We start from the raw sequence: 16926 nt of genomic DNA, 5'->3' as shown, positions 1-16926 counted from the left end.
TTTAAACGGCTTTGAACACAAGCGACGCGTTGGTGCCACCGAAGCCGAACGAGTTCGACAGCGCGACATTGACTTTACGCTGTTTGGCTTCGAGCGGAACCAGATCGATGCCTTTGCACGCTTCGGACGGATTGCGCAGGTTCAGCGTCGGCGGAACGACACCTTCGTGGATCGCAAGGATCGAGAACACTGCTTCAATCGCACCAGCAGCACCCAGAAGGTGACCGGTTGCCGATTTGGTCGAAGACATCGACATCTTCTGGGCGTGATCGCCAAACAGGCGTTTGACCGCACCCAGTTCGATTTCGTCACCAAGCGGAGTCGAGGTGCCATGTGCGTTGACGTAATCGACGTCTTCCGGGTTCAGACCCGCATTGCGAATTGCATTGCGCATCGAACGGAAGCCGCCATTGCCGTCTTCTGCCGGAGCGGTGATGTGATAGGCATCACCCGACATGCCGTAACCGGCAACTTCGGCATAGATCTTGGCACCACGCGCCTTGGCGTGTTCGTATTCTTCAAGAACGACACAACCGGCACCTTCGCCCATGACGAAACCGTCACGGCCTTCGTCCCACGGACGGGATGCTTCGGTAGGCGTGTCGTTGTAACCGGTCGACAGCGCACGAGCAGCAGCAAAGCCCGCCATGCCAAGACGGCAAACAGCAGCTTCGGCACCACCGGCAACCATGACATCGGCATCGCCAAGCATAATCATGCGCGATGCATCGCCAACGGCGTGTGCACCGGTCGAACATGCGGTAACAACCGCGTGGTTCGGACCTTTGAGACCGTGCTTGATCGACACCTGACCAGAGACTAGGTTGATCAGGCAGGACGGAATGAAGAACGGACTGACGCGGCGGGTCTTGCCGTTATTGACCAGATCAGATGCCTCGGAAATTCGCGGCAGACCACCGATACCAGAGCCAATCAGAACGCCGGTGGCTTCCTGATCTTCTTCGGTTTCCGGTTTCCAGCCAGAATCGGCAAGTGCCTGATCGGCAGCAGCAACGCCATAGACGATGAAGTCGTCCATCTTTTTCATGTCTTTGGTCGAGACATGATCTTCAGCGTTGAAAAGTCCGTCACCCTCACCGCGCGGCACGAGGCCAGCGATTTTGGCAGGGATATCCGACACGTCAAACGTATCGATGCCTTTGATCCCGGATTGGCTGTTCAGCAGTTTCTGCCAAGTATTCTGTGCACCGCTAGCAAGCGGAGTAACAGCACCAATACCGGTAACAACTACGCGTCTCATCCCGCATTACGCCTTTATTTTATGAATCCAGCAAAGACGAAAAGGGCGCCTGAGGATGCCCTCTGGCGCCCATGTCTGACAGCAAACTTAGCTGTCCGCCTTTTCGATGAAGTCGATCGCGTCTTTAACGGTCAGAATTTTTTCAGCCGCGTCGTCCGGGATTTCACAACCGAACTCTTCTTCAAACGCCATAACCAGCTCAACGGTGTCCAGGCTGTCTGCGCCCAGATCGTCGATGAAGCTTGCGTTTTCAGTGACCTTGTCTTCTTCAACACCGAGGTGCTCGACAACGATCTTCTTCACGCGATCTGCGACATCACTCATAGCTCAAATCCTTCAATAGGTTTTCTGTCAGTAGTGTACACGTGGTGCCCGATCCATCCCCCTATTGAAGGAGTTCCCGGGAACCGGAAACCGGCAACAAACAATCGCCAGTTTCAATATTTGGTATAGCGGCCTCTTTTAAACAGAAAAGAAGGCAACCCGCAACGGGTTAAATCATCGCCATTCCGCCATTCACATGCAAGGTCTGTCCTGTGACATAAGCAGCTTCGTCACTTGCGAGATACAGAACCGCTGCTGCGATCTCTTTGCTGTCGCCCATGCGACCTGCCGGAATACCGCCCAAAAGCTTCTCTTTCTGGGCATCTCCGAGTTCTTCGGTCATCGCCGTGGTGATAAAACCAGGGGCCACACAATTTACCGTGATCCCGCGTGCAGCAACTTCCTGTGCCAGCGATTTCGACCAGCCGATCATGCCGGCTTTGGCTGCGGCATAGTTGGTCTGACCAGGGTTACCGGTCACACCGACGATCGAGGTAATATTGATGATGCGACCATGACGGCGTTTCATCATGCCGCGCAACGAGTTGCGCGCAAGCTTGAAGGCCGAAGTCAGGTTAACATCAAGAACCGCCTGCCAGTCTTCGTCTTTCAGACGCATGGCAAGCTGGTCACGGGTGATGCCCGCATTGTTCACCAGAATATCAAGCTGACCGCCAAGGGCTTCTTCAGCATTTTTGATCAGGCCGTCGACCGACTCTGAATCCGAAAGGTTGGCCGGAACAACAACAGCGTTACCGCCGATTTCGGCAGCAACCGCTTCGAGGCGTTCCTGACGGGTCCCCGACAGAGCAACCTTCGCACCAGCTTCGGCCAGAACCTTGGCGATTTCGCCACCGATACCGCCGGTCGCACCGGTTACGAGTGCTGTTTTCCCTGCAAGATCAAACATAAATTTTCGTTCCCTTTGGGTTCGTTTGTTTTCCGGGTGCTCTTAAAGAGACCCAAGGAATGCTTCGATATCTGCCGGACCGTTGACAGCCGTGCCGCTCAGATCGCGGTCAATGCGGCGTACCATACCGGTCAAAACCTTTCCTGCGCCGATCTCGACCAGATCGGTGATGCCCTGTTCTTTCATGTAAAGAACCGACTCACGCCAGCGCACGGTTCCGCAAACCTGCTCCACAAGGAGTTTACGAATGGTTTCCGGATCGTCGGTTTTTTCTGCGGTCACGTTGGCAACAACCGGTTTGCCCGGTGCATTCATGGTGACAGCAGCCAGTGCTTCGGCCATGCGATCAGCGGCCGGCTGCATCAATGCACAATGGAACGGCGCAGATACAGGCAGCAAGACGGCGCGCTTGGCACCCTTTTCCTTGGCGATTTCAATCGCGCGTTCAACAGCCGCCTTATGGCCAGATACAACAACCTGCCCGCTGGCATTGTCGTTTGCCGCGGTACAGACTTCGCCTTGGGCGGCCTCTTCGGCAACAGCAACGGCATCGACATAATCAAGACCAAGAAGAGCTGCCATAGCACCAACGCCGACCGGAACAGCGGCCTGCATTGCCTGACCACGGATTTTCAAAAGGCGCGCGGCATCGGCAATGGCAAAGGTGCCAGCCGCTGCAAGTGCAGAATATTCACCAAGGGAATGGCCCGCGACCAGATCACATTTGTCGGTCAGGGTGAAACCACCTTCGTTTTCAAGAACGCGGGTAACGGCAAGGCTGACTGCCATCAAAGCCGGCTGCGCGTTTTCAGTCAGGGTCAGTTCGTTTTCCGGTCCTTCGAACATCAGCGCGCTCAACTTTTGGCAAAGCGCGTCATCAACTTCCTGGAAAACTTCGCGGGCAACCGGAAATGCATCTGCCAGTTCCTTGCCCATACCTACCGCTTGCGACCCCTGGCCGGGGAAAACGAGTGCGCGTGTCATTATATAACTAAACCCTTGTCAGCTTATACGAAGGCTGTGCCGAAATCCGGCCCCTTGAAATTGAGCCACCCTTGATAACGTGCGTTAGCGCACTGTCAAGAACTGAAACCCGCCGGGCGTGATCCGTTTCATTTTTCCAAGCCCCCAAGATGCACTTTATAAATACAGGCATCCTGCTTGGGACTTGATATCGCGTCAGCGCGTTTATGGCATATTTCACGCCATTTACGAAGGATTGCCTGTTGCGCAGCGCACAAAATGCACCGGTTTGCCGCGCTGCCGCCAGTTAACGGCCAAGCCGACCCGACCCCCGCCATTTCTGCCATCCTGCACCCCAACAAAGCATGCGGAGCGACGCAAAAGTCCCCTTCCCAAAACCGCGCATGACGGTTATCACAAATCCGCAACGCTGAACCAATGCGATGACAGAGTCACAAACCACCAGTTTCCTGCGGATTGCGGCGAATTGATCCGTCCATCACGCAAACGGTAAAAAGCTGCATTTGGCGTTGCACTCATGGGTGAAAAGTGTATATTCCGCCGTCTCACGGCTCCTTGCCGGGATTGCCCGGCTATGCCTGCATGGCACGAGGTCATGTAAGGAAGAGATAAGCCAAAAGGAGTAATAGGAGTATTATGAGCAAGTACGAAAGCGTGTTTATCGCACGTCAGGACTTCTCGACCGCACAGGTCGAAAGCCTGAACGAAAAGCTGACCCAGACCATCGAAGGTCTCGGCGGCAAAATCGCCAAAACCGAATATTGGGGTCTGCGTTCCCTGGCATACCGTGTCAAAAAGAACCGCAAAGGCCACTATACTCTCTTCCAGATCGAAGCTGACAAAGACGCGATCGCGGAATACGAGCGTCAGATGCGCCTGAACGAAGACGTTCTGCGTCAGATGACTGTCAAGGTTGACGAGTTCGAAGAAGAACAGTCTGCCATTCTGCGTAACCGCGACGAGCGCGGCGGCCGTGGCGGTAATCGCCGTGGTGGTCCCCGTCAGAACGGCTAACAGATAGCGAGGAGATAATATCATGGCTGGACGTCGTCTGTTTTTCCGTCGTCGCAAAACCTGCCCGTTCTCGGGTGCGGATGCGCCGAAGATTGACTACAAAGATGTCAAACTGCTGCAGCGTTTCGTTTCCGAACGCGGCAAAATCGTTCCGAGCCGTATCACTGCGGTTTCGGCCAAGAAGCAGCGCGAACTGGCGAAAGCCATCAAACGTGCACGCTTCCTGGCGCTGCTGCCTTACGCAGACCAGGTCTGAGGCAGTCGGCAAGAGACCCTTTTGAGGTCTCGGGCCGGGAGTAGATGATGCAACGTGATACCCTCATAGCGATCGGGACCGGACTTGGCAGTGCCGTTCTGTTCCTGCTGGTTCTATCAGGAAATCCGTTTGCTCTTTTGCTCTCATACTTCGGGCATCTGCCGCTTTTCCTTACGGGATTGTGGCAAGGGCCCAAACGCCTGCTGGTTGCGGCATTTGCCGCATGTATTGCCCTCATTCTTATGGGGGGATTACTGCCCTTCACGGTCTTTATGGTCGTGTTTGCCGGACCGGCGATGTTGTTGACCCGCATGGCGCTGGTCATCCGGAAAGACGAAAATGGCAATCTTGCCTTTCTGCCTTCCGGAATTGTCGTAAGTGCCATGGCCGTCATGGTCGCGACGGTAATGATCTTCGTTACCGGAACACTGACGGCGGAAGGTGTGGACATTCAGGACTTCATCGCGAAGTTCCTGGGCCAGATGTACTCGGAAATGGGTGTCCCTATGACATCCGATGTTCAGGGTCTGATTGGTATGTTCCAGACGTACTTCCCGGCGATTGCAGCGGTGAGCTGGCTTTTGATGCTGTTCGCCAATGCCGCAATCGCACAGGCAATTTTGGTGCGTGCAGGCAAAAACCTGCGTCCGACACCAAGTATGGCAACCTTTGCCTTGCCTGGCTGGTCACTGTTTGCGTTTGCCCTGGCCGGGTTTACGGTCGGCTTTGCCGATGGTTCGCTGGCCTATGTGGCGCGCAACGTCGCGGTGGTACTGGCAGTGCCGTTCCTGTTTCAGGGATTGGCGCTGGTGCATGGGCAGGCAGCCCGATGGCCGCAAAAACGTGTAATTCTGACGGTGTTTTACATCGTCGCGGTTCTGTCCACTTGGTCGTTTATCGCGATCACCGGACTTGGAATTGTTGAGCATTTAATCAGGCTGCGGGGGAAAGAACCGATGACCCGTAGCAATGAGGAGGATCGGTGATGGAAGTTATTCTGCTCCAGCGGGTAGAAAAACTCGGTCAGATGGGTGACGTAGTCACTGTCAAGCCGGGCCACGCCCGCAACCGCTTGCTGCCGCAGGGCATGGCCCTTCGTGCAACCAAAGCAAACCTTTCTGTTTTCGAAGCACAGAAAGCACAGCTCGAAGCTGACAACCTTGACCGCCGCAAAGAAGCCGAAGCGGTTGCCGAGAAGATGGGTGAACTTGCTGTTACCCTCGTTCGTCAGGCATCCGACGTTGGCCAGCTTTACGGCTCGGTAACTGCACGCGACATCGCGAACGCAGTAACCGAAGCAGGTTACACTGTTGCTCGTACCCAGGTCGTTCTTGATCAGCCGATCAAAAACCTTGGTCTGCACCAGGTTAAAATCAACCTGCACCCGGAAGTTGCTATCGAAGTAACTGCCAACGTTGCACGTTCCGAAGAAGATGCAGAAGAACAGCTCCGTAAGGGTTCTGCTGTTCTTGGCACCATCGAGGAAATGGAAGCGGAAGAAGAGGAAGCTCTGGAAGCCGCTGAAGAACTCTTCGAAGAAGAAGTTCCGGAAGACGTTGCAGAAGCCATCGAAGCTGCTGCAGAAGACGAAGACGAAACCAACGCTTAATTGCGGGGTCTTCGACACCATTTGGAAACGGCACGTCCCTTCGGATGTGCCGTTTTCTTTTGGGCAAATGCCAAGGCCCGGCAAATTTTACAAAGCATTTCAGAAACCTGTGCATTTCGCGACCTCTGCGCTGGCGGAATACCGGCTATGAGTTATACCGATTAACTCTTTGCGCATATGCGGATGCCTGCTACCTTTTCGGCCCATGACAGATCCCAACTTAGATGCCCTGTTTGCCCCGCTTGAACCGGACCATGGTGCCGACACCGATATGGTGCTTGAGCGCATGGCGCCGCACAATTTCGAGGCGGAGGCAGCCCTTCTTGGCGCGATTCTCAATAACAACGCCGCCTATGAGCGCGTGTCTGACATTCTGCGCCCTGAACATTTCGCAGATGGACGCCACGGGCGCATCTTTGAGGCCTGCGGTAAACTGATCGAACGCGGTCAACTCGCCAACCCGGTCACGCTGAAAGCCTATTTCAAGCAGGATGAACATCTTGCCGAAATCGGTGGTGCACAATATTTGGCAGAGCTGTCCAACAACCTGGTCTCGGTCATCAATGCCGGTGACTATGGCCAGCTTGTCTATGACCTTTATCTGCGGCGTGAACTGATCGAGCTTGGCGAGGACGTCGTCAATGACGCCTATCAGTACGAACTTGATACCGACGCCACCAAACAGATCGAAAAAGCCGAACAGAAACTGTTCTCGCTGGCGACAGCCGGTTCTGCGGAATCGGGCTTTGTCGCCTTTGGCCCTGCCCTTGCCAAGGCTTATGAAAATATTGATCACGCCTATAAGAATGCCGGGCGCGTTGTCGGTGTGACGACCGGTTTGCGCGACATTGACCGCAAACTGGGCGGCTTGCACCCGTCTGACTTGCTGATCCTTGCCGGTCGTCCGTCTATGGGTAAAACAGCCCTTGCGATGAACGTTGCCTTTAACGCCGCCATCGCATCGCATCAGAACCGGGCTGCAGGCGAAGACACCCGTGATGAAGTCCGCACCGGTGCGGTTGCCGTGTTCTCGCTTGAGATGGCAGCAGAACAGTTGGCCGGTCGACTTCTGTCGCAGGCGGCAGAGGTTTCGGGCGATAACATGCGCCGTGGTGATCTGAACGAGCAGGATTTTGAACGCCTGCTGCTCGCCACCCAGGAACTCAATACCGTTCCGCTTTATATCGATGATACGCCGGCCCTTCCGGTATCGACCCTGCGTACCCGTTGCCGCCGCCTTAAGCGCCAGCACGGCCTTGCGATGATCGTCGTCGATTACCTGCAGCTTCTGGCACCGCCGACCAACTTCCGTGGCGACAGCCGCGTACAGGAAGTTTCCGAGATCACCCGAATGCTCAAGGCCATCGCCAAGGAGCTTGAAGTTCCGGTTCTGGCCCTGTCGCAGCTTTCACGTGCGGTCGAGCAGCGCGAAGACAAACGTCCGCAGCTTTCCGATCTTCGTGAATCCGGCTCGATCGAGCAAGACGCCGACGTCGTAATGTTCATTTATCGCGAACAATATTATCTCGAACGTGCCGAGCCGGCCCAGCGTCCGGAAGAAGCCACCGACAAGTTCGGCGAGCGCTATTCGCAATGGCAGGATCGTTTGAACCACGTCTACAACACCGCAGAGGTTATTGTTGCCAAACAGCGTCACGGCCCGGTGGGCAACGTGCGCCTGTTCTTTGACGGGAACTACACCAAGTTTGGCGATCTTGATCACACTGAAGAAGAACATGAATAGAGGATAGGGCGTCCACCCATCCACCAACGGATTCCACGGGGTATTACGAATGACCGTTCTTCCCGCCGTCGGCCGTGCTGCCGAGTGCGCGGAACTGCAGATCAATCTGAAAGCAGTTGCCGACAACTATAAAACCCTGACCAAACGCTATACCGGGCGCACGTGTGCTGCTGTGGTAAAGGCGGATGCCTATGGTCTTGGCGCCCAGACAATCGTACCGGTCCTGAAAAAGCAGGGATGCCGTCTGTTCTTTGTTGCACAGGCAAACGAAGCAGCCGAGCTGTTCCCGCTTCTGCGTGGCGGCGGACGGATTGCGGTGCTCAATGGCGTCCTGCCCGGTGATGAAGCCTTCTTTATTGAAAATGACGTCATCCCGGTCCTGAATGATCTTGAACAGATCGAACGCTGGTCAAACCTGTGCCGTGAATATGAACGTCCGGCACCGGCATTCATTCACCTTGATACCGGCATGAGCCGCCTTGGCCTGACCCCGCGCGATGTCAGCGAACTGGTGGATCGTTATTCATCCCTGCTTTACGGGTTTGAAAAGGCCGGTTACATGACCCACCCGGTCGCGGCCGATGAGGCGGGAAACCCGGTGACCAAGGAACAGTATGACCTGTTCATGAAATGGTATCGTCGCCTGCCGCCAGCACCGCGTGGCTTCTGTAACTCGTCGGCGATTTTCCGCAATGACGATTACCATCTTGAATTCTGCCGTCCGGGCATCGCACTTTGGGGGGGCAATCCGACCCCGGAAACCGACAACCCGATGCGCACCGTCGTGAACCTCAAGGTCAAGGTCCTTCAGGTCCGCGAGATCGACGAAAATCAGGCTGTCGGTTATGGCGGCAACTGGACTGCGAAACGCAAAACCAAAATCGCCACCCTTGCTGTCGGTTATGCCGATGGCTGGCTGCGCTCGCTGTCAAACAGCGGCAAGCTGATCATCAAGGGGCATGAAGTTCCCTATGTCGGGCGCGTTTCGATGGATGCGATCACGGTTGATATCACCGACCTTCCAGGCAAGGGGCTCAAGACCGGGGACATGGTTCCCATTCTTGATGAGAAGATGACGGTTGACGACGTCGCATCTGCTGCTGGTACAATCGGTTATGAAATTCTAACTTCGCTTGGACATCGCTACCGGCGGGTCTATACAGAGAGCTGAAAAACATAACCGGCCCGATATGACAACCGGCCGATAACAGGGGACTTCGAAGTACAGATGCCGATCTTTGCGCCGGTTGGCCATATGTTTCTGACCTTTTTGGCCCTTGTCGGTCGCGTCACGGTATTTGCGGGTCGCACGATTGGCCACATGGTCACACCGCCGATCTATTTCCGCCTGATTTTCAAACAGATGCGTGAAATCGGCTATTTCTCGTTGCCGGTGGTGGCTATGACCACCCTGTTTGCCGGGATGGTTTTGGCCCTGCAATCCTATTCCGGGTTCTCGCGGTTCTCGGCCGAAAGCGCGGTTGCGACTGTGGTTGTCATTTCCATGACCCGTGAACTGGGTCCGGTTCTGGCTGGCCTGATGGTTGCGGGCCGTGTCGGTGCGGCGATTGCGGCTGAAATCGGCACCATGCGCGTGACCGAACAGATCGATGCGCTGGTCACCCTTTCGACCAATCCATTCAAATATCTGGTTGTGCCGCGCGTGATTGCCGGTCTGATCACCCTGCCCGTTCTGGTTCTGATCGGTGATATCATCGGGGTTCTGGGCGGTTATCTGGTGGGTGTGAACAAGCTTGGCTTTAATGACGGATCCTATATCCGAAACACCTTCCAGTATCTTGAACAGCTTGATGTGGTCTCGGGCCTCGTGAAGGCGGCAGTGTTTGGCTTCATCATCACGCTGATGGGCTGCTATCACGGCTATCATTCCCGTGGTGGTGCTCAGGGCGTTGGTCAGGCAACGACCAATGCGGTTGTTTCAAGCTCCATCCTGATCCTGATTTCGAACTATATCGTCACCGAACTGTTCTTCACGCGATAAGGGCCGGGTGACAGGATCATGAGCAGCACAGCCAAGATATCGCTTCGCAACATTCACAAGGGCTTTGGCTCCAAAAAGGTGCTCCAGGGCGTCGACCTTGATGTCGCACCGGGTGAATCGGTTGCCATCATCGGCGGTTCGGGCACCGGCAAGTCGGTGACGCTTAAATGCGTGCTGGGCCTTCTGACGCCTGATCAGGGCTCCATCAAGGTTGATGGCGTTGAAATGACCACAGCGTCACGTGCGGAGCGCGAAGCAATGCTGGCAAAGACTGGCATGCTGTTTCAGGGGGCCGCACTTTTTGACTCCCTCACCGTTTGGGAAAATGTCGCCTTTGGCCTGATCGAAGGTCAGGGCATGAAGACATCCAAGGCGCGCGACGTTGCGATTGCAAGGCTTGAGGATGTCGGGCTGGGGGCGGATATCGCCAACATGTCCCCGGCATCGCTTTCGGGCGGCATGCAAAAACGTGTCGGTCTGGCACGTGCCATCGCAACCGAACCCGAAATCCTGTTCTTTGACGAACCGACCACCGGCATTGACCCGATCATGGGCGATGTCATCAATGACCTGATCGTCAAATGTACCCGTGAACTGGGTGCCAGTGCCATGACCATCACCCATGATATGGCAAGTGCCCGCAAGATCGCCGATCGCGTTGCCATGCTTTATCAGGGCAAGATCATCTGGGATGGTCCGGTTACCGATATTGACGGTTCCGATAACCCCTATTTGCAACAATTCGTTGCTGGTGATATCGAAGGTCCGCTTGAACTTGATCTCAAGCATCTCTGAATTCGGTCTGCCTGACCAACATTACGTTTACTGACACTTCCCTGATCTGCGGAGCATTCTGTGGCCAAAACCCAAAGCCGTTTCATCTGCCATAACTGCGGTGCCGAATACCGCAAATGGACCGGACGTTGCGAAGGATGCGGCGAATGGAACAGTATCGAGGAAGAACGCGTTGAAACCGGCCCCAAGGCCGCCGGCGGCATTGCCGGCGGGGCAAAGGGCAAAACCATCGATTTCGTCGCCCTTGAAGGCGAAAGTGCCAGCCCCAAACGCCTGATCAGTGGCATCGCCGAACTTGATCGTGCGTGCGGCGGCGGTCTTGTGCCGGGTTCTGCCCTTCTGGTCGGTGGCGATCCTGGGATTGGTAAATCAACCATCCTGCTTCAGGCCGTTGGTGCGATGGCCGCCAAACATAAATGCGCCTATATCTCGGGCGAGGAAGCGGTTGATCAGGTGCGCATGCGCGCCGCCCGTCTTGGTCTTGAAAAATCCAAGGTCGATTTTGCCGCTGCCACCAGCCTGCGCGATATCATCACAACCCTTGAAGCCAGCAATCACGATGTGGTGGTGATTGACTCCATCCAGACCATGTATGCCGACACCCTTGATAGTGCGCCCGGCACCGTATCGCAGGTCCGCGCCTGCGCACTCGAACTGATCCGGCTGGCCAAACGCAAAGGCTTTGCCGTGCTGCTGGTTGGTCACGTCACCAAGGAAGGCCAGATTGCCGGGCCGCGTGTCCTTGAACACATGGTCGATACGGTCCTCTATTTCGAAGGCGAACGCGGCCATCAATTCCGAATTCTGCGTGCAGTTAAGAACCGTTTCGGTGCGACCGATGAAATCGGCGTGTTTGAAATGGGCGATGCGGGCCTAGTCGAAGTCCCCAACCCATCCGCCCTGTTTCTGGCAGACCGTGATTCGCCCGTCAGTGGCACGGCGGTCTTTGCCGGGCTTGAAGGTACGCGCCCGATGCTGGTTGAAATTCAGGCCCTTGTCGCGCAATCCGCCCTCGCCACCCCGCGCCGTGCGGTTGTTGGTTGGGATTCTGCACGCATGAACATGATTTTGGCGGTGCTTGATGCCCGTTGTGGCCTGCCGCTTAGTCAGTTTGATGTGTATCTGAACGTTGCTGGTGGCTTGCGGGTTGGTGAACCCGCCGCCGACATGGCCGTTGCCGCCGCCCTGATATCGGCCGTTGCCGATGCGCCGGTTCCGACCGAGACCGTGATTGTTGGTGAGATCGGCCTTTCGGGCGAGGTCCGCCCGGTCGGCCAGCTCGAATCGCGGTTGAAAGAAGCCACCAAACTTGGCTTTGGCAACGCCTATACCCCCAAGAACGGCACACAAGGCAAGAAGAAGCTTTCGATCAAGGGCCTCAATCAGACCGAAATCGGCCATCTTCAGGATTTGGTAAACCTCTTCGGCGACGATGTGCGCGACAAGGTGCGTCCGCGCGAAGGCATGTATTAAGCGCCTTTACCGCGATCTCGCCCGCCACCCGGACTGACGAACAAGGTTTACGAATAGATGGATTTCTCCGCCCTGCCCGATCTTGGCGCACGTGATGTGTTTGACCTGATTGTTGTCGGCATTTTGCTGATCTCGGGGATCTTTGCCTTTTTCCGCGGTTTTATCCACGAAACCCTGTCGATGATGGGCTGGGTCGGGGCCGGGCTTGTCGCCCTTTATGGCTATCCGGTTGCACGCCCCTATGTCCGCGAACTGATCCCGTCCGAACTGATTGCCGATCTGGCAACCGGTGTTGGTCTGTTTCTGATTTCGTTTTTGATTTTCTCGTTCATCAGCGGGCGCATTGGCCGGGCCGTTCAGAATTCCGGGCTTGATAGCCTTGATAGCACCCTTGGCTTTGTTTTCGGGCTTGTACGCGGCGCCTTGATCGTTTGTATCGGCTTTCTTGCCCTGTCCTGGTTGCTGCCGGCAGATTCGCAGCCCGACTGGGTCCGCGATGCCCGTACCCGCCCGGTTCTGGAAGAAGGTGCCTTCCTCATTATGCGCATGGCACCTGACGAAATTTTCGATACCACCGCCCAAGAGCTTGAGCGCGCTCAGCGTGAGGCCGATGCGAACGAAAAAACCTATCGCCAACTTCTTGGCCCGGAACCAAAAGGGACTGGACCCGCGCCCCTAAACGGGTATACAAGGCCCTCGCGCGATGATTTGGATCGTCTGATCGAGGCGACCACCAACGAGTGAGGCGTGTGGGTTTCGTAACTGTGACGAATTCCGTGCGCCACCGGCGAGAGAGCGGAACCCACTCATGCTGACCACCAATCCATTTGATGACGACAAGCTACGTGAAGAATGTGGCGTCTTTGGCGTATTTGGCTCCCCCGATGCGACGGCACTGACGGCCCTTGGCCTGCATGCCCTGCAGCATCGTGGACAGGAAGCCGCGGGCATTGTGTCCTATGACGGCGAAGATTTTCCGGCACACCGGGCATCCGGCCAGGTTGGCGATATCTTCGGATCAGAAGATGTCATCAAAAGCCTGCCCGGTCACCGTGCGGTTGGCCATGTGCGCTACTCCACAGCGGGTGGCAAGGGCCTTCGCAACGTACAGCCGCTATTTGCCGATTTCGAATTCGGTGGTCTGGCGATTGCCCATAACGGCAACCTGACCAACTCGCTTGCGGTGCGTGAACGTCTGGTCAAGCGTGGCTCGATTTTTCAATCGACCTCGGATACCGAAACCTTCATTCACCTGATCGCCACCAGCCTTTATGAAAAGATCGTCGATCGCCTGATCGATGCCGTGCGCCAGGTCGAAGGTGCCTATTCGCTGGTCGTCATGACCCAGAAGAAACTGATTGGTGTCCGTGATCCGCTGGGTGTTCGTCCGCTGGTTCTGGGCAAGCTTAATGACGCCTATATCCTGTCATCGGAAACGGTCGGCCTTGATATCGTTGGCGCGGAATTCATCCGCGACGTCGAACCGGGCGAAATCGTTGAAATCACCGATGATGGCCTGCGTTCGATCAAGCCGTTCAAACCGCAAAAATCGCGCTTCTGCATTTTCGAGCATGTCTATTTCGCACGCCCCGACAGCATCGTCGAAGGCACGAGTGTCTATGACGTGCGCAAGCATATCGGTCGTGAACTTGCCCGTGAATCTGCTGTTGAGGCCGACGTTGTCGTGCCAATCCCGGATTCCGGCGTGCCGTCAGCACTTGGCTATGCCGAGGAAAGCGGTATCCCGTTCGAATTGGGGATCATCCGTAACCATTATGTCGGGCGTACCTTCATTGAACCGACCGATCAGATCCGCCACCTTGGCGTGAAGCTGAAACACAACGCCAACCCGGGCAAGCTTAAGGGCAAGCGCGTTATTCTGGTTGATGACTCGATCGTCCGTGGCACCACCTCGACCAAGATTGTCGATCTGGTCCGTCAGGCCGGTGCGGCAGAGGTGCATATGCGCATCACCAGCCCGCCGACCATGAACCCGTGCTTCTATGGCGTTGATACCCCGTCCAAAGACAAACTGATGGCGGCCAATCACGACATCGAAAGCATGGCCAAGATCATCGGCGTGGATAGCCTTGCCTTCGTCACCATTGATGGCCTTTATCGTGCGACCGGCCTTGAAGGCCGTGACAACGAAAGCCCGGCCTTCTGTGATGCATGCTTCACGGGTGATTACCCGATCAAACTCACCGATCACAATGCCGAAAACAAGGACCGCAAGCTCAGCCAGCTGGTTGAAAGGCAGTCTGCATGACCGACACCAAACGTCTTGAAGGTCGCGTTGCCCTGATCACCGGGGCCTCGCACGGGATCGGGTGTGCGGTTGCCAAACGCTTCGCGGCCGAAGGCGCGCATGTGATTGCGGTTGGCCGCAATGTGGGTGCGCTTGAGGAACTCAGCGACGACGTCACCGAAGCCGGTGGCAAGATCACCTTGCTGCCGCTGGACCTGACCATGTTTGACAAGATCGACATGCTGGGTCCGACGATCTATGAGCGGTTTGGCAAGCTCGATATCGTGGTCGGCAATGCCGGCCTTCTGGGCGAAATCGCACCGGTTGGTCATATTGATGCGCAGGTCTTCCAGAACACCTACGCCACCAATGTCACGGCGAACTTCCACCTGATCCGCACGACAGACAAGCTCCTGCAGCTTTCTGATGCGGGTCGGGCGATCTTCGTGACCTCGAACGCGTCTGGCAAGGGCCGCGCCTTCTGGGGCCTTTATGCCTCGACCAAGGCAGCGCTTGAGAGCCTTGTGCTGTCCTATGCCCAGGAACTCGAAGAAACCAAGGTTCGGGTCAACCTCGTCAATCCGGGCCGCATCCGCACCAAAATGCGCGCAGAAGCCTATCCGGGCGAAGATCCCCAGACCCTGCCGACGCCCGAAAGCATCACCGATGTCTTCGTCGATCTGGCAGAAGCGTCCTGCACCAAACATGGTGAAGTGGTCAACGCTTCCTGATCACGAACAAACACCTCGAATTCAAGGGCCACGAGCGGGCCCTTTTTTATGCCTGACCATAGCCCGTCGAAATCGGACATAAAAAGCAGATCAAGGCATTGCCATAACTGGTGTTTGCCCGATAGCATGGGCCAAACACCATCCCGCCACCGGCATCGGAGCACGGCACTTTATGAATTCGGCTTCTCCTTCCAGATTTATCCGCCCTCTGGGCGTCGCTGCCATGCTTATTGCCCTTGGCGGCACAGCAACCGTTACAAGTGCCACAGCCTCAGAAAACGACACCTCGAAGGTTGCCCTGCCCGAAATGAATGCCGAACGCGGCAAGAACCTGTTTGCAGAGCGCGGCTGTGTGATTTGTCATTCGGTGAATAATGTCGGCAGTGATGTGGCGACCAGTCTTGATGCGTCGAACATGAATGTCGCGCGTGAGCCGTTTGAGTTCTTTGCGCGCATGTGGCGCGGAGCACATCAGATGCTAGCGTTGCAACAAGCTGATCTTGGCTATCAGATCGATTTTTCTGGTCAGGACATTGCCGACATTTTTGCCTTCGTGCAGAACAGCGAAACACAGGAAGACTTCACCGAAGAAGACCTGCCAGACCATATCAAGGAAATCATTGATAACGGCCCGTCAATTTCCGGGAAGTGAGTTCGTAAATTCCAAAACACGTACTGCAATCTCCCCCCTTACTATGTTGCGTCAACATCTGCGGCCAACATATCGGAATAGACAATAACCTGATTGCGGCCGGCATCCTTGGCGTAATATAGCGCCTTGTCTGCAGCACGCAGCAGATCTGCTGCGCTCGCAGTAGTTTCCTTATGAAATGCCGCTCCGATAGAGCAGGTTACATGAATGGTCTGCCCATCGAATTCAAAGGTCAGAGATTGCACCTCGCGGCAAATACGATCCAGCATCAAAACAGCCCCCTGCTCGTCTGCTTCGGGGATGATAATGCAAAACTCTTCGCCACCAATACGGCCAAACATATCTGTAGTGCGCAGGTTTTGGCAACACCGATCAGAACCTCATCTCCTGCACTGTGGCCAAAGGTGTCATTGACCTTCTTGAAGTGATCAAGGTCAAGGATTGCGACGCCAAGTTTCCCGCTATAGCGCTGGCTTCTGGCAAATTCATGTTCAAGGCGCTCGGTAATGAAGCGTCGGTTATGTACCCCGGTTAACGGATCACGCACGGTGATCTCGCGCAACTGGTTGTTGACCTCATCAAGTGCACGGGTGCGCTCTGCCACCTTATGCTGCAAGTTGTCCCGCAAATCCTGTAGTGATCTTGCCATTTCCCCAAACGACAAGCTCAGGCCCTTAGCCTCACGCCAGTTGGCATCAACCGGGTCAACATTAAAATCACCAGCTATGACCTTTCGGGTTGCAAGCCTGAGCTGCTCGACCGGTCGTGCAATCAGGGCCGAGATCCAAAATGCAGCAAACATCGCAGCCAGGACAATGGCAACCCCGATATAAATCAGGTATTTGTTGGCTTCCATGATCGTTGCCGCGATCTCATCCTCATTGATCTTGGCAACCAGCCCCCAGTCCATACTGGGCAGGTAA

General features: G+C 55.7%; 17 protein-coding genes and 1 pseudogene. 13 read left to right on the top strand and 5 right to left on the bottom strand.

Annotated features, from left to right (window positions below; genetic code table 11):
• Position 1: 1 nt before the first annotated feature.
• From fabF to fabD, 4 genes are all read right to left on the bottom strand, one after another.
• Positions 2–1261 (bottom strand): beta-ketoacyl-ACP synthase II, encoded by a 1260-nt coding sequence (fabF, locus tag UF64_RS04520; protein WP_044827432.1) that lies wholly within the window; start codon positions 1259–1261, stop codon positions 2–4.
• Positions 1262–1348: 87 nt separating this feature from the next.
• Positions 1349–1585, bottom strand: coding sequence for an acyl carrier protein (locus tag UF64_RS04515; protein ID WP_008890547.1), 237 nt, complete (start codon positions 1583–1585; stop codon positions 1349–1351).
• Between the two features lie 169 nt (positions 1586–1754).
• On the bottom strand, positions 1755–2495 hold the full coding sequence (gene fabG, locus UF64_RS04510) for a 3-oxoacyl-[acyl-carrier-protein] reductase (RefSeq protein WP_044827431.1): 741 nt from the start codon (positions 2493–2495) through the stop codon (positions 1755–1757).
• A gap of 42 nt (positions 2496–2537) precedes the next feature.
• Positions 2538–3479: an ACP S-malonyltransferase gene (gene fabD, locus UF64_RS04505; protein WP_044827430.1), complete on the bottom strand. Its 942-nt coding sequence runs from the start codon at positions 3477–3479 to the stop codon at positions 2538–2540.
• A 636-nt stretch (positions 3480–4115) separates the two neighbouring features.
• Between fabD and rpsF the strand changes: the two genes are divergently transcribed.
• The 13 genes from rpsF to UF64_RS04440 all read left to right on the top strand — a co-directional run bounded on the left by rpsF (position 4116) and on the right by UF64_RS04440 (position 16003).
• Entirely contained in the window at positions 4116–4493 is a 378-nt protein-coding gene (gene rpsF, locus UF64_RS04500) for a 30S ribosomal protein S6 (RefSeq protein ID WP_008890544.1), read from the top strand.
• A gap of 22 nt (positions 4494–4515) precedes the next feature.
• Positions 4516–4749 (top strand): 30S ribosomal protein S18, encoded by a 234-nt coding sequence (gene rpsR / locus UF64_RS04495; protein WP_033067602.1) that lies wholly within the window; start codon positions 4516–4518, stop codon positions 4747–4749.
• A gap of 47 nt (positions 4750–4796) precedes the next feature.
• Positions 4797–5735, top strand: coding sequence for a DUF2232 domain-containing protein (locus tag UF64_RS04490; protein WP_044827519.1), 939 nt, complete (start codon positions 4797–4799; stop codon positions 5733–5735).
• Complete coding sequence (rplI, locus tag UF64_RS04485) at positions 5735–6358, top strand: 50S ribosomal protein L9 (RefSeq protein ID WP_044827429.1); 624 nt, start codon at positions 5735–5737, stop codon at positions 6356–6358. Before UF64_RS04490 ends, rplI begins: the two co-directional genes overlap by 1 nt.
• A gap of 205 nt (positions 6359–6563) precedes the next feature.
• Positions 6564–8102 (top strand): replicative DNA helicase, encoded by a 1539-nt coding sequence (locus tag UF64_RS04480; protein WP_044827428.1) that lies wholly within the window; start codon positions 6564–6566, stop codon positions 8100–8102.
• Positions 8103–8151: 49 nt separating this feature from the next.
• Positions 8152–9273 carry an alanine racemase gene (gene alr / locus UF64_RS04475; RefSeq protein ID WP_044827427.1) on the top strand — a complete coding sequence of 374 codons (1122 nt, stop codon included), beginning with the start codon at positions 8152–8154 and terminating at the stop codon, positions 9271–9273.
• A 57-nt stretch (positions 9274–9330) separates the two neighbouring features.
• Positions 9331–10104 carry an ABC transporter permease gene (locus UF64_RS04470; protein WP_044827426.1) on the top strand — a complete coding sequence of 258 codons (774 nt, stop codon included), beginning with the start codon at positions 9331–9333 and terminating at the stop codon, positions 10102–10104.
• 18 nt (positions 10105–10122) lie between these two features.
• The gene (locus tag UF64_RS04465; protein WP_044827425.1) at positions 10123–10899 is read left to right on the top strand and encodes an ABC transporter ATP-binding protein; all 777 of its coding nucleotides are present in this window, start codon (positions 10123–10125) and stop codon (positions 10897–10899) included.
• 60 nt (positions 10900–10959) lie between these two features.
• On the top strand, positions 10960–12372 hold the full coding sequence (radA, locus tag UF64_RS04460) for a DNA repair protein RadA (RefSeq protein WP_044827424.1): 1413 nt from the start codon (positions 10960–10962) through the stop codon (positions 12370–12372).
• A 57-nt stretch (positions 12373–12429) separates the two neighbouring features.
• Positions 12430–13116: a CvpA family protein gene (locus UF64_RS04455; RefSeq protein ID WP_044827423.1), complete on the top strand. Its 687-nt coding sequence runs from the start codon at positions 12430–12432 to the stop codon at positions 13114–13116.
• A 64-nt stretch (positions 13117–13180) separates the two neighbouring features.
• Positions 13181–14641, top strand: coding sequence for an amidophosphoribosyltransferase (gene purF, locus UF64_RS04450; protein WP_044827422.1), 1461 nt, complete (start codon positions 13181–13183; stop codon positions 14639–14641).
• Complete coding sequence (locus UF64_RS04445) at positions 14638–15351, top strand: SDR family NAD(P)-dependent oxidoreductase (protein WP_044827421.1); 714 nt, start codon at positions 14638–14640, stop codon at positions 15349–15351. Before purF ends, UF64_RS04445 begins: the two co-directional genes overlap by 4 nt.
• A 223-nt stretch (positions 15352–15574) precedes the next feature.
• A complete protein-coding gene (locus tag UF64_RS04440; RefSeq protein WP_235284959.1) occupies positions 15575–16003 on the top strand; it encodes a c-type cytochrome in 429 nt (142 codons plus the stop codon).
• 41 nt (positions 16004–16044) lie between these two features.
• On the opposite strand, the pseudogene UF64_RS20840 reads toward UF64_RS04440, so the two are convergent.
• Positions 16045–16652: pseudogene (locus tag UF64_RS20840) on the bottom strand (GGDEF domain-containing protein).
• Positions 16653–16926 lie beyond the last annotated feature (274 nt).

It is taken from the genome of Thalassospira sp. HJ (assembly GCF_000948415.1).
Classification (GTDB): domain Bacteria; phylum Pseudomonadota; class Alphaproteobacteria; order Rhodospirillales; family Thalassospiraceae; genus Thalassospira.
This window is presented reverse-complemented; position numbering and strand designations above follow the sequence as displayed.